Origin of the sequence: Kribbella caucasensis (assembly GCF_004361855.1) — a bacterium.
GTDB lineage: Bacteria > Actinomycetota > Actinomycetes > Propionibacteriales > Kribbellaceae > Kribbella > Kribbella caucasensis.
Window position 1 is genome coordinate 22,295 of sequence record NZ_SNWQ01000016.1, and the last position, 17,380, is coordinate 39,674.

Consider the following 17,380-nt stretch of genomic DNA (forward strand, 5'->3'; position numbering starts at 1 on the left):
TCAGCCGAACCGGCCGGTGATGTAGGCCTCGGTGCGCTTGTCGGACGGGTTGCCGAAGATCTTGCTGGTGCTGTCGAACTCGACCAGCCGGCCGGTGCGCTGCCCGTGCTCGTCGGCCGCGGCCGTGAAGAACGCCGTACGGTATGACACCCGGGCAGCCTGCTGCATGTTGTGGGTGACGATGATGATCGTGTAGGTCTTGGCCAGATCGACCATCAGGTCCTCGATCTTCGCCGTCGCGATCGGGTCCAGCGCCGAGCACGGCTCGTCCATGAGGATGACTTCGGGGCTGGTGGCGATCGTGCGGGCGATGCACAGTCGCTGCTGCTGTCCGCCGGACAGGCCGTAGGCGCTCTGCTTGAGCTTGTCCTTGACCTCGTCCCACAGGGCGGCGCCGTGCAGCGCCTGCTCGACCACGTCGTCCATGTTCTTGGGCTTCATGCCGGTGACGCGTGGACCGTAGGCCACGTTGTCGTAGATCGACTTGGGGAACGGGTTCGGCTTCTGGAACACCATGCCGATCCGGCGGCGTACCTCGATCACGTCGACGCTCGCGTCGTACATGTCGACTCCGTGGAACCGGACGTCACCCATGACGTGCGCGCCAGGGACGAGGTCGTTCATCCGGTTCAGGCAGCGCAGAACGGTCGACTTGCCGCAGCCGGAAGGGCCGATCAACGCGGTGATCTCCTTGCTGCCGAACACCAGGTTCACCCCGGAGACGGCCCGGAACTTGTCGTAGAAGACCTCCAGGTCGCGCAGTTCGATCACGCCGTCGGGTTCCGCCGACGGGGCGCGGTGGTTGGTGCGGTCGCCGAGTTCGACGTGGATCTCGTGCGGTGCACCGGGGGCGCCGACGGTTTCGGGAACGGTGTCGAGGTCTGGTTCGACGTTCGTCATGGGTGGGTCTCCCGGGGTGGTCATGGTCACCAGCGACGCTGGTAGCGGTTGCGCAGCCAGATCGCGACGGCGTTCATGGCCAGCAGGACGACGATGAGCAGCAGGATGGCGGCGTACGCGAGGTCGCGGAACGCGTCGCGGTCCTGCGGGACGAGGTTGTAGATCTGCACCGGCAACGTCGTGTACTTCGACAGCACGCCGTCCGGGTTGAAGGTGACGAACGTGGTGGCGCCGACGAGGATCAACGGGGCCGCTTCGCCGATCGCGCGGGACATCGCGAGGATCGTGCCGGTCGCGATTCCTGGTACGGCGGCCGGCAGCACTTGACGCCAGGTGGTCTGCCACATCGTGGCGCCGAGGGCGAGCGAGCCGTCGCGGATCTCGCGGGGGACCGACCGCAGCGCTTCCCTGGTCGTGATGATGATGACCGGCAGGATCAGCAGTGCCAGCGCGATGCCGCCGGCCATCACGACCGCGCCGATCGACACCGGTCCGCGGACGACGAACCCGAGCGTGAGGATGCCGTAGATGACCGCTGGGACGGCGGCGAGGTTCTGGATGTTGAGTTCGATGGCGCGGTTCCACCACTTGGCCGGGTTCGCGTACTCCTCGAGGTAGACCGCGGCCGCGACGCCGAGTGGTAGGGCGATGAGTGCGGTGATCCCACCCACCCACAGAGTGCCGAAGAGAGCGGATTGAACGCCGGCGGTCTCCGGGCGGATCTTGGACGGTTGCCTCGTGACGAGGTTGGCGTCGAGCCGGGCGAGGCCCTTCTGGACGATGACGGCGAGGATGAAGAACAGGAACACGCAGATCAGCGCGAGGCACAGCCACAGCACAGCCGCGAACACGGCCGAGGTGATGCCGTCACGGTTCCGCGTACGGGTGAGCATGTTTGCCCGGGGCAACGTTGCGGTGGTCATCAGTAAACCTGCCTGTACTTGCGCACCAAGCGGATGCTGACCAGGTTGATCAGCAGCGTGATCGCGAACAGCAACGCACCGACGGCGAACAACGAGTAGTAGACCGGCGAGCCTTGCGGCGCGTCCCCGCTGGCGATCTGGGCGATGAATCCGGTCATGGTCTGGGCGCCCTCGCGTGGGTCGAAGGTCAGCTGGGCGCGGCTGCCGGCGGCGATGGTGACGATCATGGTCTCGCCGACCGCGCGTGAGATGCCGAGCACGATCGCCGCGACGATGCCGGACAGTGCGGCCGGGAAGACGACCCGCAGTGTGGTTTTCATCCGGTTCGCTCCGAGTGCGTACGACCCTTGCCGCAGCGCGAGCGGTACGGCGGACATGGCGTCCTCACCGAGCGACGCGATGGTCGGGACGATCATGAACCCCATCACGATGCCCGGCGAGAGCATGTTGTGGATGGTGTTGAACTGCACCAGGTGGGCGAAGATCGGTGTGAAGATCGTCAGCGCCAGGAAGCCGTAGACCACGGTCGGGATGCCGGCCAGTACCTCGAGCACTGGCTTGAGTACCTTGCGGACCCGCTCGGACGCGTACTCGCTGAGGTAGATGGCGGCACCTAGTCCGAGTGGTACGGCGACGGCCAGCGCGATCACGGTGATGATCGCCGTGGCCACGACGAGCGGCAGGACGCCCCATGCCTTGTCGGTCCAGCTGAACTTGTCGCCGAACCCTCCGGTCCACTCGGTGCCGAAGAGGAAGTCGCCGAGCCCGACATGGGTGAAGAACGTGACCGTCGGAGCGAGGAGCGACACCACGATGCCGATGGTGACTGCGACGGACAGCCAGGCCGCCGCGACCAGCAATATCTTGATGACTCGCTCGCCGCGCCGGGGGTGTTGCTGTCCCAGGTCGACAGTAGGCCCGCGCCAGGCGGGCGGGTGGCTCCTCGCGGAGGAGCCACCCGTCGCCGTCGCTGCCGTTGTGTCCGGCATGGTCACTGAGCCTTCAGCTTGTCCAGCTCGGTCTTCGCCGTGGCCTTCTGGGCGTCGGTCAGCGGCACGAACTTGGCGGCCTCGACGATCTCTTGGTTCTTCTCCAGGTAGAACTCGACGAAGCCGAGCACCTGCTTCTTCTGCAGACCCTTGTCGGAGGGGTAGATGAACAGCGGGCGGGCCAGCGGCGTGTAGCTGCCGTCTTGCGCGGTGGCCACCGACGGCTCCACGCAGCCCTTGCCACCGTCGATCTTGACCGCCTTCAGCTTGTCCGCGTTCTCCTCGAAGTAGGAGAAGCCGAAGTAGCCGAGCGCGCCCTTGGCGCCGGACACACCCTGGACAGTGATGTTGTCGTCCTCGGTCGGGTTGTAGTCGGTCCGGCTCTCGCCTTCCTTGCCGTTGATCTCAGCGGTGAAGTAGTCGAAGGTGCCAGAGTCCGACCCGGCGCCGTACAGCGGAAGCGGCTCGTTGGGGAACTTCGGGTCGACCTGGTTCCAGGTCTTCACCTTCGATCGCGGCTCCCAGATCGTCTTCAGCTGGGCGACGGTCAGGCAGTCGACCCAGTCGTTGTCCTTGTTGACCACGACGGTGAGCGCGTCGTTGGCGACCTGGAGCTCGGAGTACTTGACGCCGTTCTTGTCGCACAGCGCCTTCTCCTCGTCCTTGATCGGCCGGGAGGCGTCGGAGATGTCGGTCTCGCCGGCGCAGAACTTCTTGAACCCGCCACCGGTGCCGGAGGTGCCGACGGCGACGTCGACGCCCTTCTCCTGCTCCTTGAACAGCTCGCCCGCGGCCGCGGTGAGCGGCTCGACCGTGCTCGAGCCGTCGACGACCACCTGGCCGGACAGCGATTCGCCGCTGCCGCTGTCCCCGGAACTCTGGTTGTTGTTCCCACCGCAAGCCGACAGGGCGAGCAGGGCAGCCGTCGAGACGGCGACGTAGCGCAAGTGCTTGACCGGGCGGATGACCACCGGGCACCCCTCCTGAGTTAGGTCCCGGTGGACCCGGGACACCGCGAGCTGTCACGCGTTCACGCGACAACTAGATCGAAGAAGTTCGATGTAAACGCAAGGTGAACGAAGGGTGATCTCTGGGCTCTACATAGACGAATGTCGATGTATGCCGTTCTATCCGTGATCGGGCGGCCTCGGTGGGTGGTCGTTCACCTAATGGTCACGGATTGGCCACTGACAACTACATAGATGAACGCCTATGCAGTTGTTAGCGTCACCGCGACTGCTTCGATCTCCAGGAGGGGACGCATGACGCTCGCTGACGAGCCACGCCGGCTGTTGCCGCTGGCCGACGGCCATGGTGGCCGCAGTTCGATGACCTGTCTCTACCGGTGCGGGAACGCGTGCGCGCACCCGGCGCCGAACACATCCGGCAACGAGTACTTCGGTGATGCTGTCAAGACGGAGGTGTCGCGGCGCGGCATCTTCAAGGCGGGCGCCGTCGGCGCGCTCGTGATCGGCGCCGGCGCGACCGGCGCTGTACCCGCCGCTGCAGCTCCGTCCAGCGGCGCTGCTGCGTCCGGCTCGTCGTCGTTGGCAGGCGGCCCAACCGGCGCTGGGCTGACCTTCAAGGCGATCCCGCCGAACACGCTCGACGCCGTGATCGTGCCGAACGGGTACGACGAGAAAGTGCTGATCCGGTGGGGTGACCCGATCCTCCCCGGCGCACTCGCGTTCGACGTCGACAACCAGAGCCCGGCTTCGCAGGCCGGTCAGTTCGGGTACAACAACGACTTCCTCGTCGTGGTTCCGCTCGACCGGAAGTTCACCCGAGGCCTGCTGGTGGTGAACCACGAGTACACCAACGAAGAGCTGATGTTCCGCGGCTACGCAGGGGGAGCCACGGCCACGGTGCAGCAGATGCGGATCGCCCTGGCCGCTCACGGCATGAGCGTGGTCGAGGTCGAGCGCGTCGACCGTACGGGGGAGTGGCGCATCGTGACCCACGGTCGGCGCCACTACAACCGACGCTTGACCGGCTACACGCCGATGGAGTTCACCGGGCCTGCTGCCGGCTCGCCGTTGTTGCGGACGGCTGCGGATCCGCACGGTGTAAGGGTCCTGGGATCGCTGAACAACTGCTCAGGCGGACTGACGCCATGGGGGACCGTGCTGTCGGGCGAGGAGAACTTCAATCAGTACTTCGTCGGCGGCGACGGCGCACCGGCGGGCGCCAAGCCGGCACTCGCCCGCTACGGGATCGATGTGAGCAAGCGCTACCCGTCGGGCAGCCGCTACTGGGACAAGGCGGACGCGCGCTTCGACGTCTCCAAGAACCCGCAGGAGCCTAACCGGTTCGGCTGGATCATGGAGGTCGACCCGTATGACGCGGACTCGACGCCGCGGAAGCACACGGCGCTCGGCCGCTTCAAGCACGAGGGAGCCGCCGTCGTGGTGGCGAAGTCCGGCCAGGTGGTCGCGTACATGGGTGACGACGAGCGGTTCGACTACATGTACAAGTTCGTCTCCGACCGGAAGCTCCGCACGGGGAACTCGAAGGCCGATCGCGAGAGCAATCGTCGCCTGCTGGAATCGGGCAGCCTGTACGTCGCCAAGCTCGGCTTCACCAGCGCCGGGGAGATCGACGGAACCGGCAAGCTGCCGAGCGACGGCGCGTTCAACGGGACCGGGACCTGGATCCCGCTGACCCGGGGCGGCAAGTCGCTCGTCGCCGGGATGGCGATCGACGAGGTGCTCGTGCACACGCGGCTCGCGGCGGACAGGCCGGCGCGACCAAGATGGACCGGCCCGAGGACATCGAGGTCAGCAAGCTGACCGGCAAGGTGTACGTCGCTCTGACGAACAACAGCAACCGTGGCGCCGCGGGACTGCCCGCGCCGGACGAGGCCAACCCACTCAAGAGCAACAAGCACGGCCAGATCTTCGAAATCGTCGAGGATGGCGGGAACCACGCGAGCGAGACGTTCACCTGGTCGCTCCCGATCGTCTGCGGTGACCCTGCCGACCCGTCGACGTACTTCGCCGGCTACGACAAGACGAAGGTGTCGCCGATCTCGTGCCCGGACAACCTCGACTTCGATGCGCACGGCAACCTGTGGATCTCCACTGACGGCAACGCGCTGGTGGATCACGCCGGCACCAGCTTCAACGACGGTCTGTTCGCGGTTGCGATCGAGGGGCCCGAGCGGGGTAAGGCGAAGCAGTTCCTGTCGGTTCCGCGTGGCGCCGAGCAGGCGTCGGCGTACGTCGTACCGGACAATCGCTCGGTCGTCGTGTCTGTGCAGCACCCCGGCGAGATCACGGGAGCATCGGTGGACAACCCGGCCAGCACCTGGCCGGACGGCGACTTCGCCCGGCCCGCGGTGATCGTCACCTGGCGCCCCGACGGCGGCGAGATCGGCGCTTGAGTAACCATGCCGGGCGCCTGAGCGGCGCTTGACACCGGACCGGCCGCCCGCCGCGGACACTTCGGGGCGGCCGGTCTGCGGGTCATCCAATGTCCGTTGCGTGAACAAACCCGGCATCGGTCCGCCTCCTGCGCCGGCAGCGAACTAGACTGCAGGGGTGAGCATTGGTCCTGACGCCGTGAGAGTCGACGCGCCCGGCAATGACAACGCTCACCAGGTGGCCGGCGTAGCGATCGATCGCGACGAGGCCGAGCGCTTGGCCGTCATCCTGAAGGCGCTGTCAGATCCGACCCGCCTGCAGCTCCTCGCGATGATCGAGTCGAGCAGGGATGGTGAAGCCTGTGTGCTCGATCTGACCGAGCCGCTCGAGCTCAGCCAGCCGACCATCAGTCACCACCTGAAAATCCTCGTCACGGCTGGCATCCTGGCTCGCGAGAAGCGGGGCCTCTGGTCCTGGTACTCGATCGTGCCGGAGCAACTGCAAACCCTTCGCGCTCTCCTGCCCGGCCCTACCTTCTTGCGCTAGCGAGCGCTCGAGCGACGTACTGGGCGTCGCGCGACACTCCACGCAGCGTGTTCGACGAGAAGGACCGTTGGAACTCGACTCCGAGGTAGGCCAGGCCCGGATGCGTGAGCGAGATGCCACGCCTGTGCAGCGGCATACCGGTGGCGTCGAGCGCGCCGAGACCCTCGAGATACGGCAGGTTGGGGCGATAGCCGGTGGCCAGGATGACACTGTCCACGTGCTCCTGGGTACCGTCTGTCCAGACGACCTGGTCGCCGTCGAACCGGGTGAACATCGGCCGCTCGTCGAGCAGACCCGATTTCAGCGCGTTGCTGCAAATGCCGGTGTCGAAGACGAGGGTGCCGCGGATGAGCTTGCTCAACACCGACGGCGGCAGGAGATCCAGTCGCAGTGTGTGTAGCCAATAGTGCATGTCCCGGCCACCACGAACTTGGGGCACGAACTGGACAGGTCGTCGTACCGCGAGAGGTCACCCTGGCGATCTCGGCGAGCTCGTGGCCGACCTGAATCGCGGAGTTGCCCGCGCCGACCACAACGACCCGCTGCCCGGCGTACTGCTCGGGGCTGCGGTAGTCCGCAACGTGCAGGAGTTGCCCGCTGAAGTCGCCCGGGTTTGTGCGGGTTGGTGAACGACCCGCTGGCGCAGATGACACCGGCGGCCTGGAAGTCCGTCCCGGTGCTGGTGCGTACGACGAAGCCGCGGCCCGAAGTCTCGACTGAGGTCGCACGGGTGTTGGTGTGGATCTCGGCGTCGACACCCAACGCGAGTTTCTCGAGATAGGCGACCACCTCGTCCCCCGTCGGGTAGCGATCCGGGTCACCGGGGAACGGCGCGCCCGGAAAGCCGCTGTACCGGGCGGGCGAGAAGAGGGGTCAGGCTGTCGTAGTAGTCCGGCCAGGATCCGACGGTGCGATCGCCGGCTTCCAGCAGCACCGGCCGCATCCCCGCGTCGCGGACCGCGAAGGCCCCGGCGAGCCCGGACTGCCCACCGCCGATGACCACAACGGAGTCAGAGGTAAGAGTCGTGGCGGCAACATATCCTAATATCCCGATATGACGAAACGACGATATTGGCTACTCTGAAGGCATGGCGCAACAAGTAGATCCCCAGGCTGCGCCTGCCTGCGCCCCCGCGGAGCCGGTCGAACTCCGCGCCGCCACCCACGACTTCCTGAAGGCCCTGTCGAGCCCGACCAGGCAGCGCATCATGCTCCTCTTCGCCCGCGGCGCCGAACTTTCGGTCAACGAGGTCGCCGATCAAGCCGGCATCGGCCAGTCCACCGCCTCGCAGCAACTCGACCTGCTCCGCCGCGGCGGCGTCGTAACCTCCCGCCGCGAAGGCAAAACAGTCCTCTACCGAGCCGACAAAGACGGCACCTCCGCCGCTCTGACCGACCTCCAGACCTACCTCAAGAACTGCTGCTAACCCGCGGTACGGTCAGACTTTGTTCGAAGGTGAAGCGAGAGCAGCGGGCGGCGCGGTTCGATCCCTGCCCTTGGCGTTCACCGCTGGCGCTGCGATAGGACTGCTCGGCGGCATGATCGGGCTCGGTGGTGCGGAGTTCCGGCTGCCGCTGTTGATCGCGGTGTTCGGGTTCGTCGCCCTGCAGGCCGTGATCGTGAACAAGGCGATGAGCCTGATCGTTGTGCTCACCGCGCTACCTGCTCGGCTGCTGGCGGTCCCCTTCTCCGAAGTCGCCTCGCATTGGGATGTGGTGGTGAACCTGTTGGCAGGAAGCCTCGTCGGCGCCTGGGCGGGTGCGACCTGGGCAACCAGGATGCGGTCGGCAACCCTTTACAAGGTCCTAGCGGCCTTGCTGGTGCTGATCGCGGCAGCGCTGACAGCGACACACCTCGGTCCGGTCGGAACGCTGGAACTCCCGTCGGCGGTTCAGATGGTAGCCGGGCTGGTCGCCGGAGTGCTGATCGGCATAGTGGCGGCCTTGATGGGTGTGGCCGGCGGTGAGTTGCTGATCCCGACGATCGTGTTGCTCTACGGCCTGGACATCAAGCTCGCAGGCAGTCTGTCACTGGCAGTGTCGCTTCCCACCATGCTGGTCGCCTTCGCCCGCTATTCCCAGGACGCGAGCTTTCAGGTCCTGCGCGACAACAGAGGTTTCGTGTTGACGATGACAGTCGGGTCCGTCGTTGGCACTGTGCTGGGCGGGCTACTGCTCGGGATCGTCCCGGGTTCGGTGATAGTCCCACTGCTGGTAACGCTCCTTTTGGTGTCCGCCTTGAAGGTCTGGCGCCACCAGTGACCGGATCCCAGCAGGTGCGATCATGTCCGCCGCGCGGATAATCATGCCGACCTGCGGCTGACGTCAGCCCGCGGGATCGTCCAACGTGAGCTGGCCTCGATGAAAGTCGAAATGCTGCGTAGGAAACCGGTAGACGTCGGCCAATGTCATGTAGTCGTTGAAGAACGGATCCCATCGGGTCGGGTAGTGCATCCCACGTGATAGATCCGCCTCGCTCTCGGCATCCAATCGCCTGTGCAGCTTGGCGATCACGTGGTCGAACATGACCACCATTCGATCCGGGCTCACTGTGTGCCCGGCGGCGTACGAGCCGAGGAAGTTCACCGCATCGAAGGGTTTGGTTCCCGCGTTGAGCAGCCGCGCATATCCCCGGCTCACTCCCCGAGGAAGCCTGTCGAACAGCCGCACCAACCCCAACAGTGCGCGCATGATGAGGTACCCGAGCAGCATGTGGAACAGCAGTTCCCGATTGCTCCACCGTGTTCCGTTCGACAGCCTGCGCAGGTCCTCCGGGTCAGCGGTCTCGACAAGCCGATGGAAGTCCCGTCGCACTCGCTCCAGCTCCTCGTGCACCAGACTCCTGTCCATGCTCCATGGTCCGCGCATCCCGGCGTCCCGCGCCACTACGTGCGGCCGAGGAGCTCGCGGCGCGACAGGTGATCTGCTCCGTCACTGCTCCGTGAGACGTCGGCAGAGGCTGATCACCAACGACAATCGATGAGAGACAAAACCGCAGGTCAGAGGCACATTCGGATTCTTGTCTCCATGCCTGCTCTCAGCACCGAAGAGATCTACACCATCTTCGAAGGCACCTCCGAAATCCAGCGATTGGTGATCTCCCGCGCTATCTCGGGCATGCGTATCCGCTGACATTCCCGCAGGCCGATGGTTCAGGGGAAGGCGGGGGGACCGCCGTGGAGGGCTCGGCGGGTGGCGTCGTCGTCGGCGACGAAGTTCGGCACCAGGTTCTCGGCTTCGTAGTAGCGGTGGAAGACCGGGGTCTGCGAGCCGGACATCGGCGGCACGATCCAGGTCCAGTCGGCAGGACAACGGCGACCTGCCCGCTCCTCACGCTCCAGGTGGATGAGGAACCTGCGGGACTCGGTGTGATGGTCGGTGATGCTCACGCCGTTCACATGGAACGAGTGCAGTACCGCACGGTTGATCTCGACCAGGGCCCGGTCTCGCCACAGGGTTGCCTCGTCCGAGGTATCGAGCCCCATCCGCTCCGCAACCTCCGGGACCAGGGCGTAGCGGTCGCTGTCGCCCAAGTTGCGGGCCCCGATCTCCGTGCCCATGTACCAACCGTTGAAGGGTGCGGTCGGGTAGGAGACGCCGCCGATGACCAGCCGGTTGTTGCTGATCACCGGGACCGCGTGCCACCGCATGCCCAAGTCGGCGAACCACGCCAGCTCGGGGTGCTCGAGGGGGACCTCGTGGACCGCATGTCCGGGGAGCTGGAACATCCGCGGTCCCTCCTCGACGGTCTCCACGACGAGTGGGAGAACGTCGAAGGATCCAGGGAGTTCGGGCGGCCGCCACCCGCGCCGGATGAGTCCGCTGGTGAAAGTCCGGTAGCGGGGGTCCCCGAGGACACGTCCGTCCGGCTGCTCGTACCCGGCGTACCGGATGAGTTGTTCGTTCCAGATCCTGGGGGCAGGCCGGGTCGGAGTCTCGGGAGCGAACACGCTGATCATCGGCCGGATCTTCCCGCCGTTGTGAGCCACACGCAGATGGTCGAAGCAGTGCCCGGCGACGCCGCCGGCGTCGGAGACGGTCCTCAGGTCCCGCACCTGCAGGCTGCGCCAATACAGCCGTCCGATACACCGTGCGTTGTTGCGCCAGGCGACACGGGCGCCGAAGGCCAGCTCCTCAGGGGTGTGCCAGTAGGTTCCGGTCAGGTCGATCTCGCGCATCACCGCGGCGATCCGCGGCCCCATCCACCCGGCCTGGGGGTTCTCGGCATGAAAGAGCTCGAGGAACTCCTTGGCCTCGGCCCGTACCAGCTCGATGTCGGCGCTCGTGGGACGTCGTTCGGGATCGGGTCGGCTCACCGGGTGGTCGGGCCGCATCGGTTGGTCGGGCCGCACCGGTTGGTCGGGTCGGCTCACCGGGCTGTCGGGCCGCACCGGGTGGTCGGGCCTCGCCCGGATCCTCCCGGGTCCTGGGGACGCCCGCCGGCCGGTCCGTGGGATCTTGCGCCACGGCCTGTCGCCGATCTGGAGCAGTTGTTCTCCGGCGTGGACCGCAACGAGCTGGCGGGCGCAGATCCGAATGGTCAGGAAGAGGATTGCCAGGCTCAGTACGACGACGGCCGGGCGGCTGGTCGGCATGTTCCAACCAAGTTCCACCGCGCCGACGACTGCGAGCGGGAGCACCACAAGCCGGGTCAATCCGAGCCCGGAGAGTCAGGACCGCTTCCGTTCCGGAAACGGGTCGGCCAGTCGCCGGAGTTGTCGAACAAGGGGTCGTTCTGGTGGGGCGCCGCGGAACCCGACTCGCCGGACAGAGGCGTGGGCGCGAGCTGGTCCACCTCGGCACCGAACGAGTCCACGATCGACTGCATCTGCGCCTGGGCCGTCTTGGCGTACGAACGAACCTGCTGCCCAGCGGTGTCCATGGCCTCCGCGACAATCCTGCGCTCGTGTGCGCGCGCCTGCCCGATGCGCTCGCGGGCGTCCCGGCTGACGTCCTGGACCATCTCCTCGACCACGAGCTGTGCTTGGCTGAACATCTGGACGACCTGTTCGTTCACGCGGTCGCCGGCCTGCTCATACTGGTCGAGCTCCGCCTGTACGCGCTGCAGCTCGGCCCGCCCACGCTGCAGCTCGGCCTGGAGACGTTCGTTCCTGGCCCGGCTCTCGCTGAGCTCTCTCTCCGTGGCCTGTACCTGGTCAGCTAGCAGATCGAGGTATCCGTAGACCTTGCCCGCGTCGAGGCCACGCATCCGGCGCTGGAACGTCTGGTCCCGGATCGACCGGGGTGTCTGATGCGGAGAGTTGTGGCGGTGATTGTTGTTCGTCACTTGTTGTCTCCTGACCTGGTAGCGGTGGCTCGATGGTGTGTTCGCCTGCGGCTGCGTAGTAGAAGTGCTCGTACTTGATGTGCTCGGGGTGCATGCCGGCCGCGGCCAGCTGCTCCAACGTGTGCGCGACCATCTGCGGGCCGCCGCACACCATCGCCGTGCGCCCGAACAGCAGCTGCCGGGCTGCGACCGTGCCGACCTTGCCGCGCGTCCCGGGATAGGACGGGTCGTCGGACACGACCTCCGTGTAGTCGAACCATGGCCGCTTCTGGGCGAGTTCTCGCAGCCGGGGGCGGTCGTAGAGGTGCCAGGGCATCCGGACGCCGTGGAGCAGATGGACCAGAGGTCCGGTGCCCGACCGTTGCCACTCGTGGTCGATCTGCTCGAGGACGGCGAGGAGCGGAGCGAGACCGGTCCCTCCGGCGACCAACAGCAAATCCCTGGCCTCGCCCTCCCGCCGGGTCAGCCGCTCGCCGACCGGCGCCCCCAGCTTCACGTGTCGCCGGCCTTCAGGGACCGCACCACGGTCGGGCTGACCTGGCCACCGTCGATCTGTTGCACGTGCAGATCGACGGTGCCGTCCGGGCGCGGGGCGTTGGCCGGGCTGAAGTATCGCCACAGCCGGGGGCGTTGCGGGATCTCCATGGACACCGACTGGCCGGGAAGGAACTGGAACGCGCGCCTGGGCCGGACAGTCAGCAGGGTGAGGTCCATGGTCCGCCGCTCGGCAGAGACCACGTCGGCGTCCCACCAGTCAGGGCTGGACTCCGACGACGTCTCCGCCGCCTCGACCATGATCCGCGCGACCACCTGGTAGGCCGCCGTCCAGTGCGCGGCGAGCTCCTCGTCCCACTCGGACCCCAGGAAGTGCATCAGGGTTGCGCACAGCGAGGCGCCGACCGCGTTGTAGTGCTCCGCAACGACGGCGTACTTGCGGTGGTCGCGGCCGAGGTGCTGCAGGAAGGCCGCGTCGTTCTCGATCTGGTCGGCGTGGCTGACGATCCGGCCGAGTGCGCTGACGAACTTGTCCCGCTGGTTCGACATGGAGAGCGGGAACATCGACCGCACCTCGGGATGAGACACGAAGATGTGTGAGTAGAAGTACAGCGGTACCTGATCTCCGTGCTCCGTGACCTGGTCCCAGCTGCGTTGCAGGGCGTGTGCATCCATCGGGCTTGGCTATCCGGCTCGGAGAGGCAGCTCCTCGAGGGAAACGGACAGGCCATCACTGGGCACCATGTACTCCGGGTCGTCGGCGGCTCGAGCCGACGGGTACTGCGTTGACAAGGGTTCCCCTCCCGAATCCAGTCCCCGAGTCTTTCCAGTCCTCCGGACCTACCCTCGGGCCAGCGGGTTGAAACCGGTATCGGACTCAATCGTCTCGAAAATCTCGGCGGGGCTCACCAGGGAGAAACCAAAGAACTGAGGCAGACAGCGGGCACGCAGGCGATACTGGGCGGCATGAGCGGCGTACCACCTGCTCGGCATCTGCTGCGCGCCAAGGATCTGGCCGACGCGCGGTACTTCGAGGCGCTGACCGTGGCCGACCTCGCCGGCGCCGCCGGGCTGTCGCGCGCGCACTTCAGCCAGGAGTTCCGGCGAGCGTTCGGCGAGTCCCCGCACGCGTACCTGCTCACCCGCCGCCTGGAGCGCGCCGCGGCTCTGCTGCGCACCACCGACCGTACGGTCGCCGACATCTGCGTGTCCCTGGGGCTGCACAGCGTCGGCTCGTTCACCACCAGCTTCACCCGCACGTACGGCAGGTCGCCGACTGCGTACCGCGCCACGTTCCCGCCCGCCGCGACATACGCGATGATTCCGGCGTGCGTGCTGCGCGTGTACGGGCGCCCGCGAAACCGGACGTTTCGAGAAGACGCCGCGCTGCCTTCCTGACTAGCGTTGAGCGCGTCAAAGTACACCACTGACCTCGGAGAACTCCCCATGATGAAGATCAGCAGCGTGCAGTTTTGGGTGCACGACCAGGACGCGGCGCTCGACTTCTACACCCGCAAGCTCGGCATGGAGGCGCGTTCCGACGTGACTGTCGCTGAGATGGGCAACTTCCGCTGGCTCGCCGTCGGGCCGGTCGGTCAGCCCGACGTCGCGATCGCGCTGATGGCGATCCCCGGCGCGCCGGTGATGGACGCCGAGACCGCCGACGAGGTGCGCGACCTGATGGCGAAGGGCTTCACCGGGAACCTCTTCCTGACCACCGACGATGTCCGCGCCACCCACAAGGAGCTCGTGGAGCGGGGCGTCGAGTTCACCGAGGAGCTCACCGAGCAGCCGTACGGCACTGATGCCTCGTTCCGCGACCCGTCGGGGAACCAGATCCGCATCGTTCAGCTCGGTTAGCGCGACCGCAGCCGGAGGCCCTGGTCAGGCCGGGACCACGCCGGGTTTGCCGGCTTCCACGGCCCAGCGGGCGGTGGTTGACGACGGGGCGTCGGGGATGGTGATCGAGGAGACCGAGCGCTCCTCGGTCAGCCACCTGGTGCGGTCGACGTCCATCCGCAGCCAGCCGTGGGTGCGGCCGTTGAAGTAGCGCACCCACGGGTTGAAGGCGGCGTTGGACTGCTCGACGACCGGCACGAGCGCCGCCGGGAAGTCCGACGTGATCGACGTCGAGACGAACTCGCTGGCCACCAACGGTGAGGCCGGGTCGTCCACATTGAGGCGCAGGTCGTTGATCCAGGTCGAGTGGATGTCGCCGGCGATCACCACCGGGTTGGTGGCCCGGCTCGCGGCGATCGCGGCCAGCAGCCGACGGCGCTGCGGGGTGTATCCGTCCCACTGGTCGAGGTTGACCACCGACGCCGGTGGTGGTGTGACGAACCGGGTCGGCGCCATCATGACCTGCTGACCGAGAACATTCCACAGGCCGGGCGACGTACGCAGGCCGTCCAGAAGCCACTCTTCCTGCGCCGGACCGGTCAGTGTGCCCGTCGCGTTGGTGTCGCCGAGCACCTGGGGTCCGAAATCGGAGGGCAGACCGCCGGGCTGATCGGTGCGGTACTGCCGGGTGTCGAGGACGTTCAGCCGCAACAGCGTGCCGAAGTCGAAGCGGCGGTAGATCCGCAGGTCGGACGATCCCGGCCGGTACGACGTCCGTACCGGCGTGTGCTCGTACCAGGCCTGGTACGCCGCGGCCCGCTGAACCGCGAACTGCGCCGGTGTCTGCGACCGCTGTGGGAACGGCAGATCGTCTTGTTCGTCGGTGAGAGCCGCGTAGTTGTTCTCGGTCTCGTGGTCGTCCCAGGTCGAGATGAAGGGCAGTGCTGCGTGGGCCGCCTGCAACGCAGGGTCGGACTTGTACAGCGTGTGCCGGTTGCGGTAGTCGGCGAGCGTGATCAGCTGGTCAGCGGCGACAGCAGTTCCGGACGACGGGTTGTGCTGCCGTACCGCCGTAGACCGCGGGTCGTACTCGTAGATGTAGTCGCCGACGTGCAGCACCAGGTCGAGGTCCGACGCGGCGATGTCCCGGTACGCCCCGAAGTAGCCGTTCTGCCAGTCCTGGCAGTTGGCGACCGCGAAGCGCAGACGCCCTGCGACACTGCCTGGTGCCGGCGCGGTCCGGGTGTGTCCGGCCGGGCTGACGAAGCGACCGGCACGGAACCTGTAGAAGTAGTCCCGACCCGGCTGCAGCCCGGCGGCATCCACATGCACCGAGTGGGCCAGGTTCGGGCGTGCCGTCGCCGATCCGGCTCGGACGACGTGCCTGAAGCGTGGGTCAGTGGCTATCTGCCATCCAATCTGTACCGGGCGGTCAGGCAGCGGACTGCTGTCCGCCGGGTCGCGCACCAGCCGGGTCCACAGGATCACCCGGTCTGACAGCGGGTCGCCACTGGCCACACCCAGGCCGAAGGGGTCGCTGCGAATCGGGCTCGCATGCGCCCGCCGTACATCGACGACCCCACCGGCGACGACCGCGGCACCAGCAGCACCCAGCAGCGTTCGCCGTCCGATCGAGGCCGGCATCGCTCGTTCGCTCATCATGACCCTTCCTCGATGGCACGCCAGTCGTTCGATCAACAACCTCCCGGCGATGTCGGCTCGCGTCAATATCAGATGCGCGTCGTGCAGCTGAACAATGACGACAGCGGACTAGTGCCCGGTGCCTAAGGTCCGCTGCTTGGCCAGACCCGGTGTGCGGATCTGTACAAGGTCAGCGCAAGGGCAGCAATGGTCGGTGCCCCTTTGTCAGTCGCAGCAGCCGTCGGTGCAGCTACCGCCAGCGCAACTGCAGCCGCCGGCGGCCTGCCCTGTGGCGCTGGCGATCGGTGAGCAGCAACCCTCCCCGCGCCATGCTTCGAGGCCTTCGCGGACCGCCACAGCGGCGATGATGAGGCCGGCGATCGGGTCGGCCCAGCCCCAGCCGAGGGTGGCGTTGAGCAGCAGTCCGATCAGCAGGACGGCGGACAGGTAGGTGCAGAGGAGGGTCTGGGTGGAGTCGGCGACGACGGCGTTGGAGCCAAGCGCTTTACCGGTACGTCGTTGGGCCCAGGAGAGGAACGGCATGACGATCAGCGATGCGATCGCCAGTCCGATCCCGACAGCGGACGTGTCCGGGTCGGCGCCGGCGATCAGGGTTCGGATCGACTCGAAGGTGACGTAGGCGGCGAGCGCGAAAAAGGAGAATGCGAGCAGCCGGAGCGCCTGCCGTTCGCGGGTCTCGGGCAGTCGGTGGCGGAACTGCCACAAGATGATCAGGCCGCTGGAGACTTCGACGACCGAGTCGAGACCGAACCCGACGAGTGCGACGGATCCGGCGGCGACACCTGCAGCGATGGCGATGATTGCTTCGAGCACGTTGTAGGTCACCGACGCGGCCGCGAGCAGTTGTGCGCGGCGGCTCATCCGCAGGCGCAGGTCCGGGTCTGCGGTCCACGTGCTCGGGCTGGTCGCGGCCGGCGGCGTGGTTGTGATCTGCAGCAACTGGTCGGTCGGTCGCGAGTCGCGGGGGTGGGTACTCACGGCTGATCCTCGCTGGTGCGCTGGGTCGCGGCTTGGCCGTAGACGGGGCAGAGGGCGACCGCGTCACCGGTCAGGCCGAGCAGTCGCTCGGCCGACGACAGCAGGTCGAGTGTCGCCTCGGGATGGGTGAGCCGGAAGAGTGACGCTCGCCCCAGTGGGCGGGACTCGACCAGGCCGCAGTCGCGCAGGCAGGCCAGGTGCTTGGACACCGTCGACTGGGCCAAGCCGAGATGCTCGGTCAGATCGACCACACGATGCTCGCCCAGCGCCAGGTGGCGAACGATCGCGAGCCGTGAGGCGTCGCTGAAGCCGTGGAACAGGCACGCTGCAACCGACAACGCCGCCGTCTCGTCGACCGCTGGTTCAAGAGTGAGTCCCGGTGATTTCATCGCCATATAG

19 protein-coding genes and 3 pseudogenes are annotated in these 17,380 nt (G+C 66.8%); 6 read left to right on the forward strand and 16 right to left on the reverse strand.

The genetic code is table 11. The annotated features are described in order from the left end of the window. Genes pstB through EV643_RS28845 form a run of 4 tightly spaced genes read right to left on the reverse strand, consistent with a single transcriptional unit; the run spans window position 1 to window position 3,783 of the window. Entirely contained in the window at window positions 1-900 is a 900-nt protein-coding gene (pstB, locus tag EV643_RS28830; protein ID WP_166665618.1) for a phosphate ABC transporter ATP-binding protein PstB, read from the reverse strand. A gap of 26 nt (window positions 901-926) precedes the next feature. Further along, complete coding sequence (gene pstA / locus EV643_RS28835; protein ID WP_133803314.1) at window positions 927-1,823, reverse strand: phosphate ABC transporter permease PstA; 897 nt, start codon at window positions 1,821-1,823, stop codon at window positions 927-929. Further along, on the reverse strand, window positions 1,823-2,812 hold the full coding sequence (gene pstC / locus EV643_RS28840; protein WP_133803315.1) for a phosphate ABC transporter permease subunit PstC: 990 nt from the start codon (window positions 2,810-2,812) through the stop codon (window positions 1,823-1,825). The genes pstA and pstC overlap by 1 nt, the downstream gene beginning before the upstream one ends. Window positions 2,813-2,814: 2 nt before the next feature. Then, window positions 2,815-3,783 (reverse strand): PstS family phosphate ABC transporter substrate-binding protein, encoded by a 969-nt coding sequence (locus EV643_RS28845; protein ID WP_133803316.1) that lies wholly within the window; start codon window positions 3,781-3,783, stop codon window positions 2,815-2,817. 357 nt (window positions 3,784-4,140) lie between these two features. On the opposite strand from EV643_RS28845, the pseudogene EV643_RS28850 reads away from it, so the two are divergent. Then, window positions 4,141-6,194: pseudogene (locus tag EV643_RS28850) on the forward strand (PhoX family protein). 217 nt (window positions 6,195-6,411) lie between these two features. Beyond that, window positions 6,412-6,720, forward strand: a complete 309-nt coding sequence (locus tag EV643_RS28855; protein ID WP_238165865.1) for an ArsR/SmtB family transcription factor — start codon at window positions 6,412-6,414, stop codon at window positions 6,718-6,720. Here the strand turns inward: EV643_RS28855 and EV643_RS45940 are convergent. The 4 genes and pseudogenes from EV643_RS45940 to EV643_RS47180 form a co-directional block, all read right to left on the reverse strand. Then, window positions 6,704-7,132: an NAD(P)/FAD-dependent oxidoreductase gene (locus EV643_RS45940; protein ID WP_238165891.1), complete on the reverse strand. Its 429-nt coding sequence runs from the start codon at window positions 7,130-7,132 to the stop codon at window positions 6,704-6,706. The two genes, EV643_RS28855 and EV643_RS45940, sit on opposite strands and share 17 nt — an antisense overlap. Window positions 7,133-7,253: 121 nt before the next feature. Beyond that, window positions 7,254-7,448 (reverse strand): annotated as a pseudogene (locus tag EV643_RS47010) (hypothetical protein); the annotation flags it as partial. Then, window positions 7,390-7,509: pseudogene (locus tag EV643_RS45950) on the reverse strand (hypothetical protein); the annotation flags it as partial. The pseudogenes EV643_RS47010 and EV643_RS45950, both read right to left, overlap by 59 nt. A 28-nt stretch (window positions 7,510-7,537) precedes the next feature. Further along, window positions 7,538-7,723, reverse strand: a complete 186-nt coding sequence (locus EV643_RS47180; RefSeq protein ID WP_255513049.1) for an NAD(P)-binding protein — start codon at window positions 7,721-7,723, stop codon at window positions 7,538-7,540. Window positions 7,724-7,808: 85 nt separating this feature from the next. Here EV643_RS47180 and EV643_RS28865 point away from each other — a divergent pair, with 85 nt between their 5' ends. Together EV643_RS28865 and EV643_RS28870 are read left to right on the forward strand one after the other, a co-directional pair. After that, window positions 7,809-8,147 carry an ArsR/SmtB family transcription factor gene (locus EV643_RS28865; RefSeq protein WP_133803317.1) on the forward strand — a complete coding sequence of 113 codons (339 nt, stop codon included), beginning with the start codon at window positions 7,809-7,811 and terminating at the stop codon, window positions 8,145-8,147. 19 nt (window positions 8,148-8,166) lie between these two features. Then, complete coding sequence (locus tag EV643_RS28870; protein ID WP_133803318.1) at window positions 8,167-8,982, forward strand: sulfite exporter TauE/SafE family protein; 816 nt, start codon at window positions 8,167-8,169, stop codon at window positions 8,980-8,982. Between the two features lie 63 nt (window positions 8,983-9,045). Here the strand turns inward: EV643_RS28870 and EV643_RS28875 are convergent, their stop codons facing one another. From EV643_RS28875 to EV643_RS45970, 5 genes are all read right to left on the reverse strand, one after another. Then, the gene (locus EV643_RS28875; RefSeq protein ID WP_133803319.1) at window positions 9,046-9,570 is read right to left on the reverse strand and encodes a DinB family protein; all 525 of its coding nucleotides are present in this window, start codon (window positions 9,568-9,570) and stop codon (window positions 9,046-9,048) included. 302 nt (window positions 9,571-9,872) lie between these two features. Continuing rightward, window positions 9,873-11,315: a nitric oxide synthase oxygenase gene (locus EV643_RS28880; protein ID WP_238165866.1), complete on the reverse strand. Its 1,443-nt coding sequence runs from the start codon at window positions 11,313-11,315 to the stop codon at window positions 9,873-9,875. A gap of 56 nt (window positions 11,316-11,371) precedes the next feature. Then, complete coding sequence (locus tag EV643_RS47015) at window positions 11,372-11,929, reverse strand: DivIVA domain-containing protein (protein WP_166665619.1); 558 nt, start codon at window positions 11,927-11,929, stop codon at window positions 11,372-11,374. Next, window positions 11,877-12,503, reverse strand: coding sequence for a ferredoxin reductase domain-containing protein (locus EV643_RS45965; protein ID WP_238165869.1), 627 nt, complete (start codon window positions 12,501-12,503; stop codon window positions 11,877-11,879). Before EV643_RS45965 ends, EV643_RS47015 begins: the two co-directional genes overlap by 53 nt. Beyond that, the gene (locus tag EV643_RS45970; RefSeq protein ID WP_238165870.1) at window positions 12,500-13,177 is read right to left on the reverse strand and encodes a globin domain-containing protein; all 678 of its coding nucleotides are present in this window, start codon (window positions 13,175-13,177) and stop codon (window positions 12,500-12,502) included. The genes EV643_RS45965 and EV643_RS45970 overlap by 4 nt, the downstream gene beginning before the upstream one ends. A gap of 291 nt (window positions 13,178-13,468) precedes the next feature. On the opposite strand from EV643_RS45970, the gene EV643_RS28895 reads away from it, so the two are divergent. Together EV643_RS28895 and EV643_RS28900 are read left to right on the forward strand one after the other, a co-directional pair. Then, on the forward strand, window positions 13,469-13,900 hold the full coding sequence (locus EV643_RS28895) for a helix-turn-helix transcriptional regulator (RefSeq protein ID WP_133803321.1): 432 nt from the start codon (window positions 13,469-13,471) through the stop codon (window positions 13,898-13,900). 48 nt (window positions 13,901-13,948) lie between these two features. After that, window positions 13,949-14,362, forward strand: coding sequence for a VOC family protein (locus EV643_RS28900; RefSeq protein WP_133803322.1), 414 nt, complete (start codon window positions 13,949-13,951; stop codon window positions 14,360-14,362). A gap of 24 nt (window positions 14,363-14,386) precedes the next feature. Here the strand turns inward: EV643_RS28900 and EV643_RS28905 are convergent, their stop codons facing one another. From EV643_RS28905 to EV643_RS28915, 3 genes are all read right to left on the reverse strand, one after another. Then, window positions 14,387-16,003 carry an alkaline phosphatase D family protein gene (locus EV643_RS28905; RefSeq protein ID WP_133803323.1) on the reverse strand — a complete coding sequence of 539 codons (1,617 nt, stop codon included), beginning with the start codon at window positions 16,001-16,003 and terminating at the stop codon, window positions 14,387-14,389. A gap of 204 nt (window positions 16,004-16,207) precedes the next feature. Beyond that, window positions 16,208-16,981: a cation diffusion facilitator family transporter gene (locus tag EV643_RS28910; protein WP_370452398.1), complete on the reverse strand. Its 774-nt coding sequence runs from the start codon at window positions 16,979-16,981 to the stop codon at window positions 16,208-16,210. Continuing rightward, window positions 16,978-17,376 carry an ArsR/SmtB family transcription factor gene (locus tag EV643_RS28915; protein WP_133803324.1) on the reverse strand — a complete coding sequence of 133 codons (399 nt, stop codon included), beginning with the start codon at window positions 17,374-17,376 and terminating at the stop codon, window positions 16,978-16,980. Before EV643_RS28915 ends, EV643_RS28910 begins: the two co-directional genes overlap by 4 nt. Between the last annotated feature and the right edge of the window lie 4 nt (window positions 17,377-17,380).

What these genes read in the sequence shown, in the direction of transcription:
- pstB (WP_166665618.1), bottom strand. Translation starts at nt 900, where the DNA reads ATGACGAACGTCGAACCAGACCTCGACACCGTTCCCGAAACCGTCGGC.
- pstA (WP_133803314.1), bottom strand. Translation starts at nt 1,823, where the DNA reads ATGACCACCGCAACGTTGCCCCGGGCAAACATGCTCACCCGTACGCGG.
- pstC (WP_133803315.1), bottom strand. Translation starts at nt 2,812, where the DNA reads ATGCCGGACACAACGGCAGCGACGGCGACGGGTGGCTCCTCCGCGAGG.
- EV643_RS45940 (WP_238165891.1), bottom strand. Translation starts at nt 7,132, where the DNA reads ATGCACTATTGGCTACACACACTGCGACTGGATCTCCTGCCGCCGTCG.
- EV643_RS28865 (WP_133803317.1), top strand. Translation starts at nt 7,809, where the DNA reads ATGGCGCAACAAGTAGATCCCCAGGCTGCGCCTGCCTGCGCCCCCGCG.
- EV643_RS28875 (WP_133803319.1), bottom strand. Translation starts at nt 9,570, where the DNA reads ATGGACAGGAGTCTGGTGCACGAGGAGCTGGAGCGAGTGCGACGGGAC.
- EV643_RS28880 (WP_238165866.1), bottom strand. Translation starts at nt 11,315, where the DNA reads ATGCCGACCAGCCGCCCGGCCGTCGTCGTACTGAGCCTGGCAATCCTC.
- EV643_RS47015 (WP_166665619.1), bottom strand. Translation starts at nt 11,929, where the DNA reads ATGCGTGGCCTCGACGCGGGCAAGGTCTACGGATACCTCGATCTGCTA.
- EV643_RS45970 (WP_238165870.1), bottom strand. Translation starts at nt 13,177, where the DNA reads ATGGATGCACACGCCCTGCAACGCAGCTGGGACCAGGTCACGGAGCAC.
- EV643_RS28895 (WP_133803321.1), top strand. Translation starts at nt 13,469, where the DNA reads ATGAGCGGCGTACCACCTGCTCGGCATCTGCTGCGCGCCAAGGATCTG.
- EV643_RS28900 (WP_133803322.1), top strand. Translation starts at nt 13,949, where the DNA reads ATGATGAAGATCAGCAGCGTGCAGTTTTGGGTGCACGACCAGGACGCG.
- EV643_RS28905 (WP_133803323.1), bottom strand. Translation starts at nt 16,003, where the DNA reads ATGATGAGCGAACGAGCGATGCCGGCCTCGATCGGACGGCGAACGCTG.
- EV643_RS28915 (WP_133803324.1), bottom strand. Translation starts at nt 17,376, where the DNA reads ATGGCGATGAAATCACCGGGACTCACTCTTGAACCAGCGGTCGACGAG.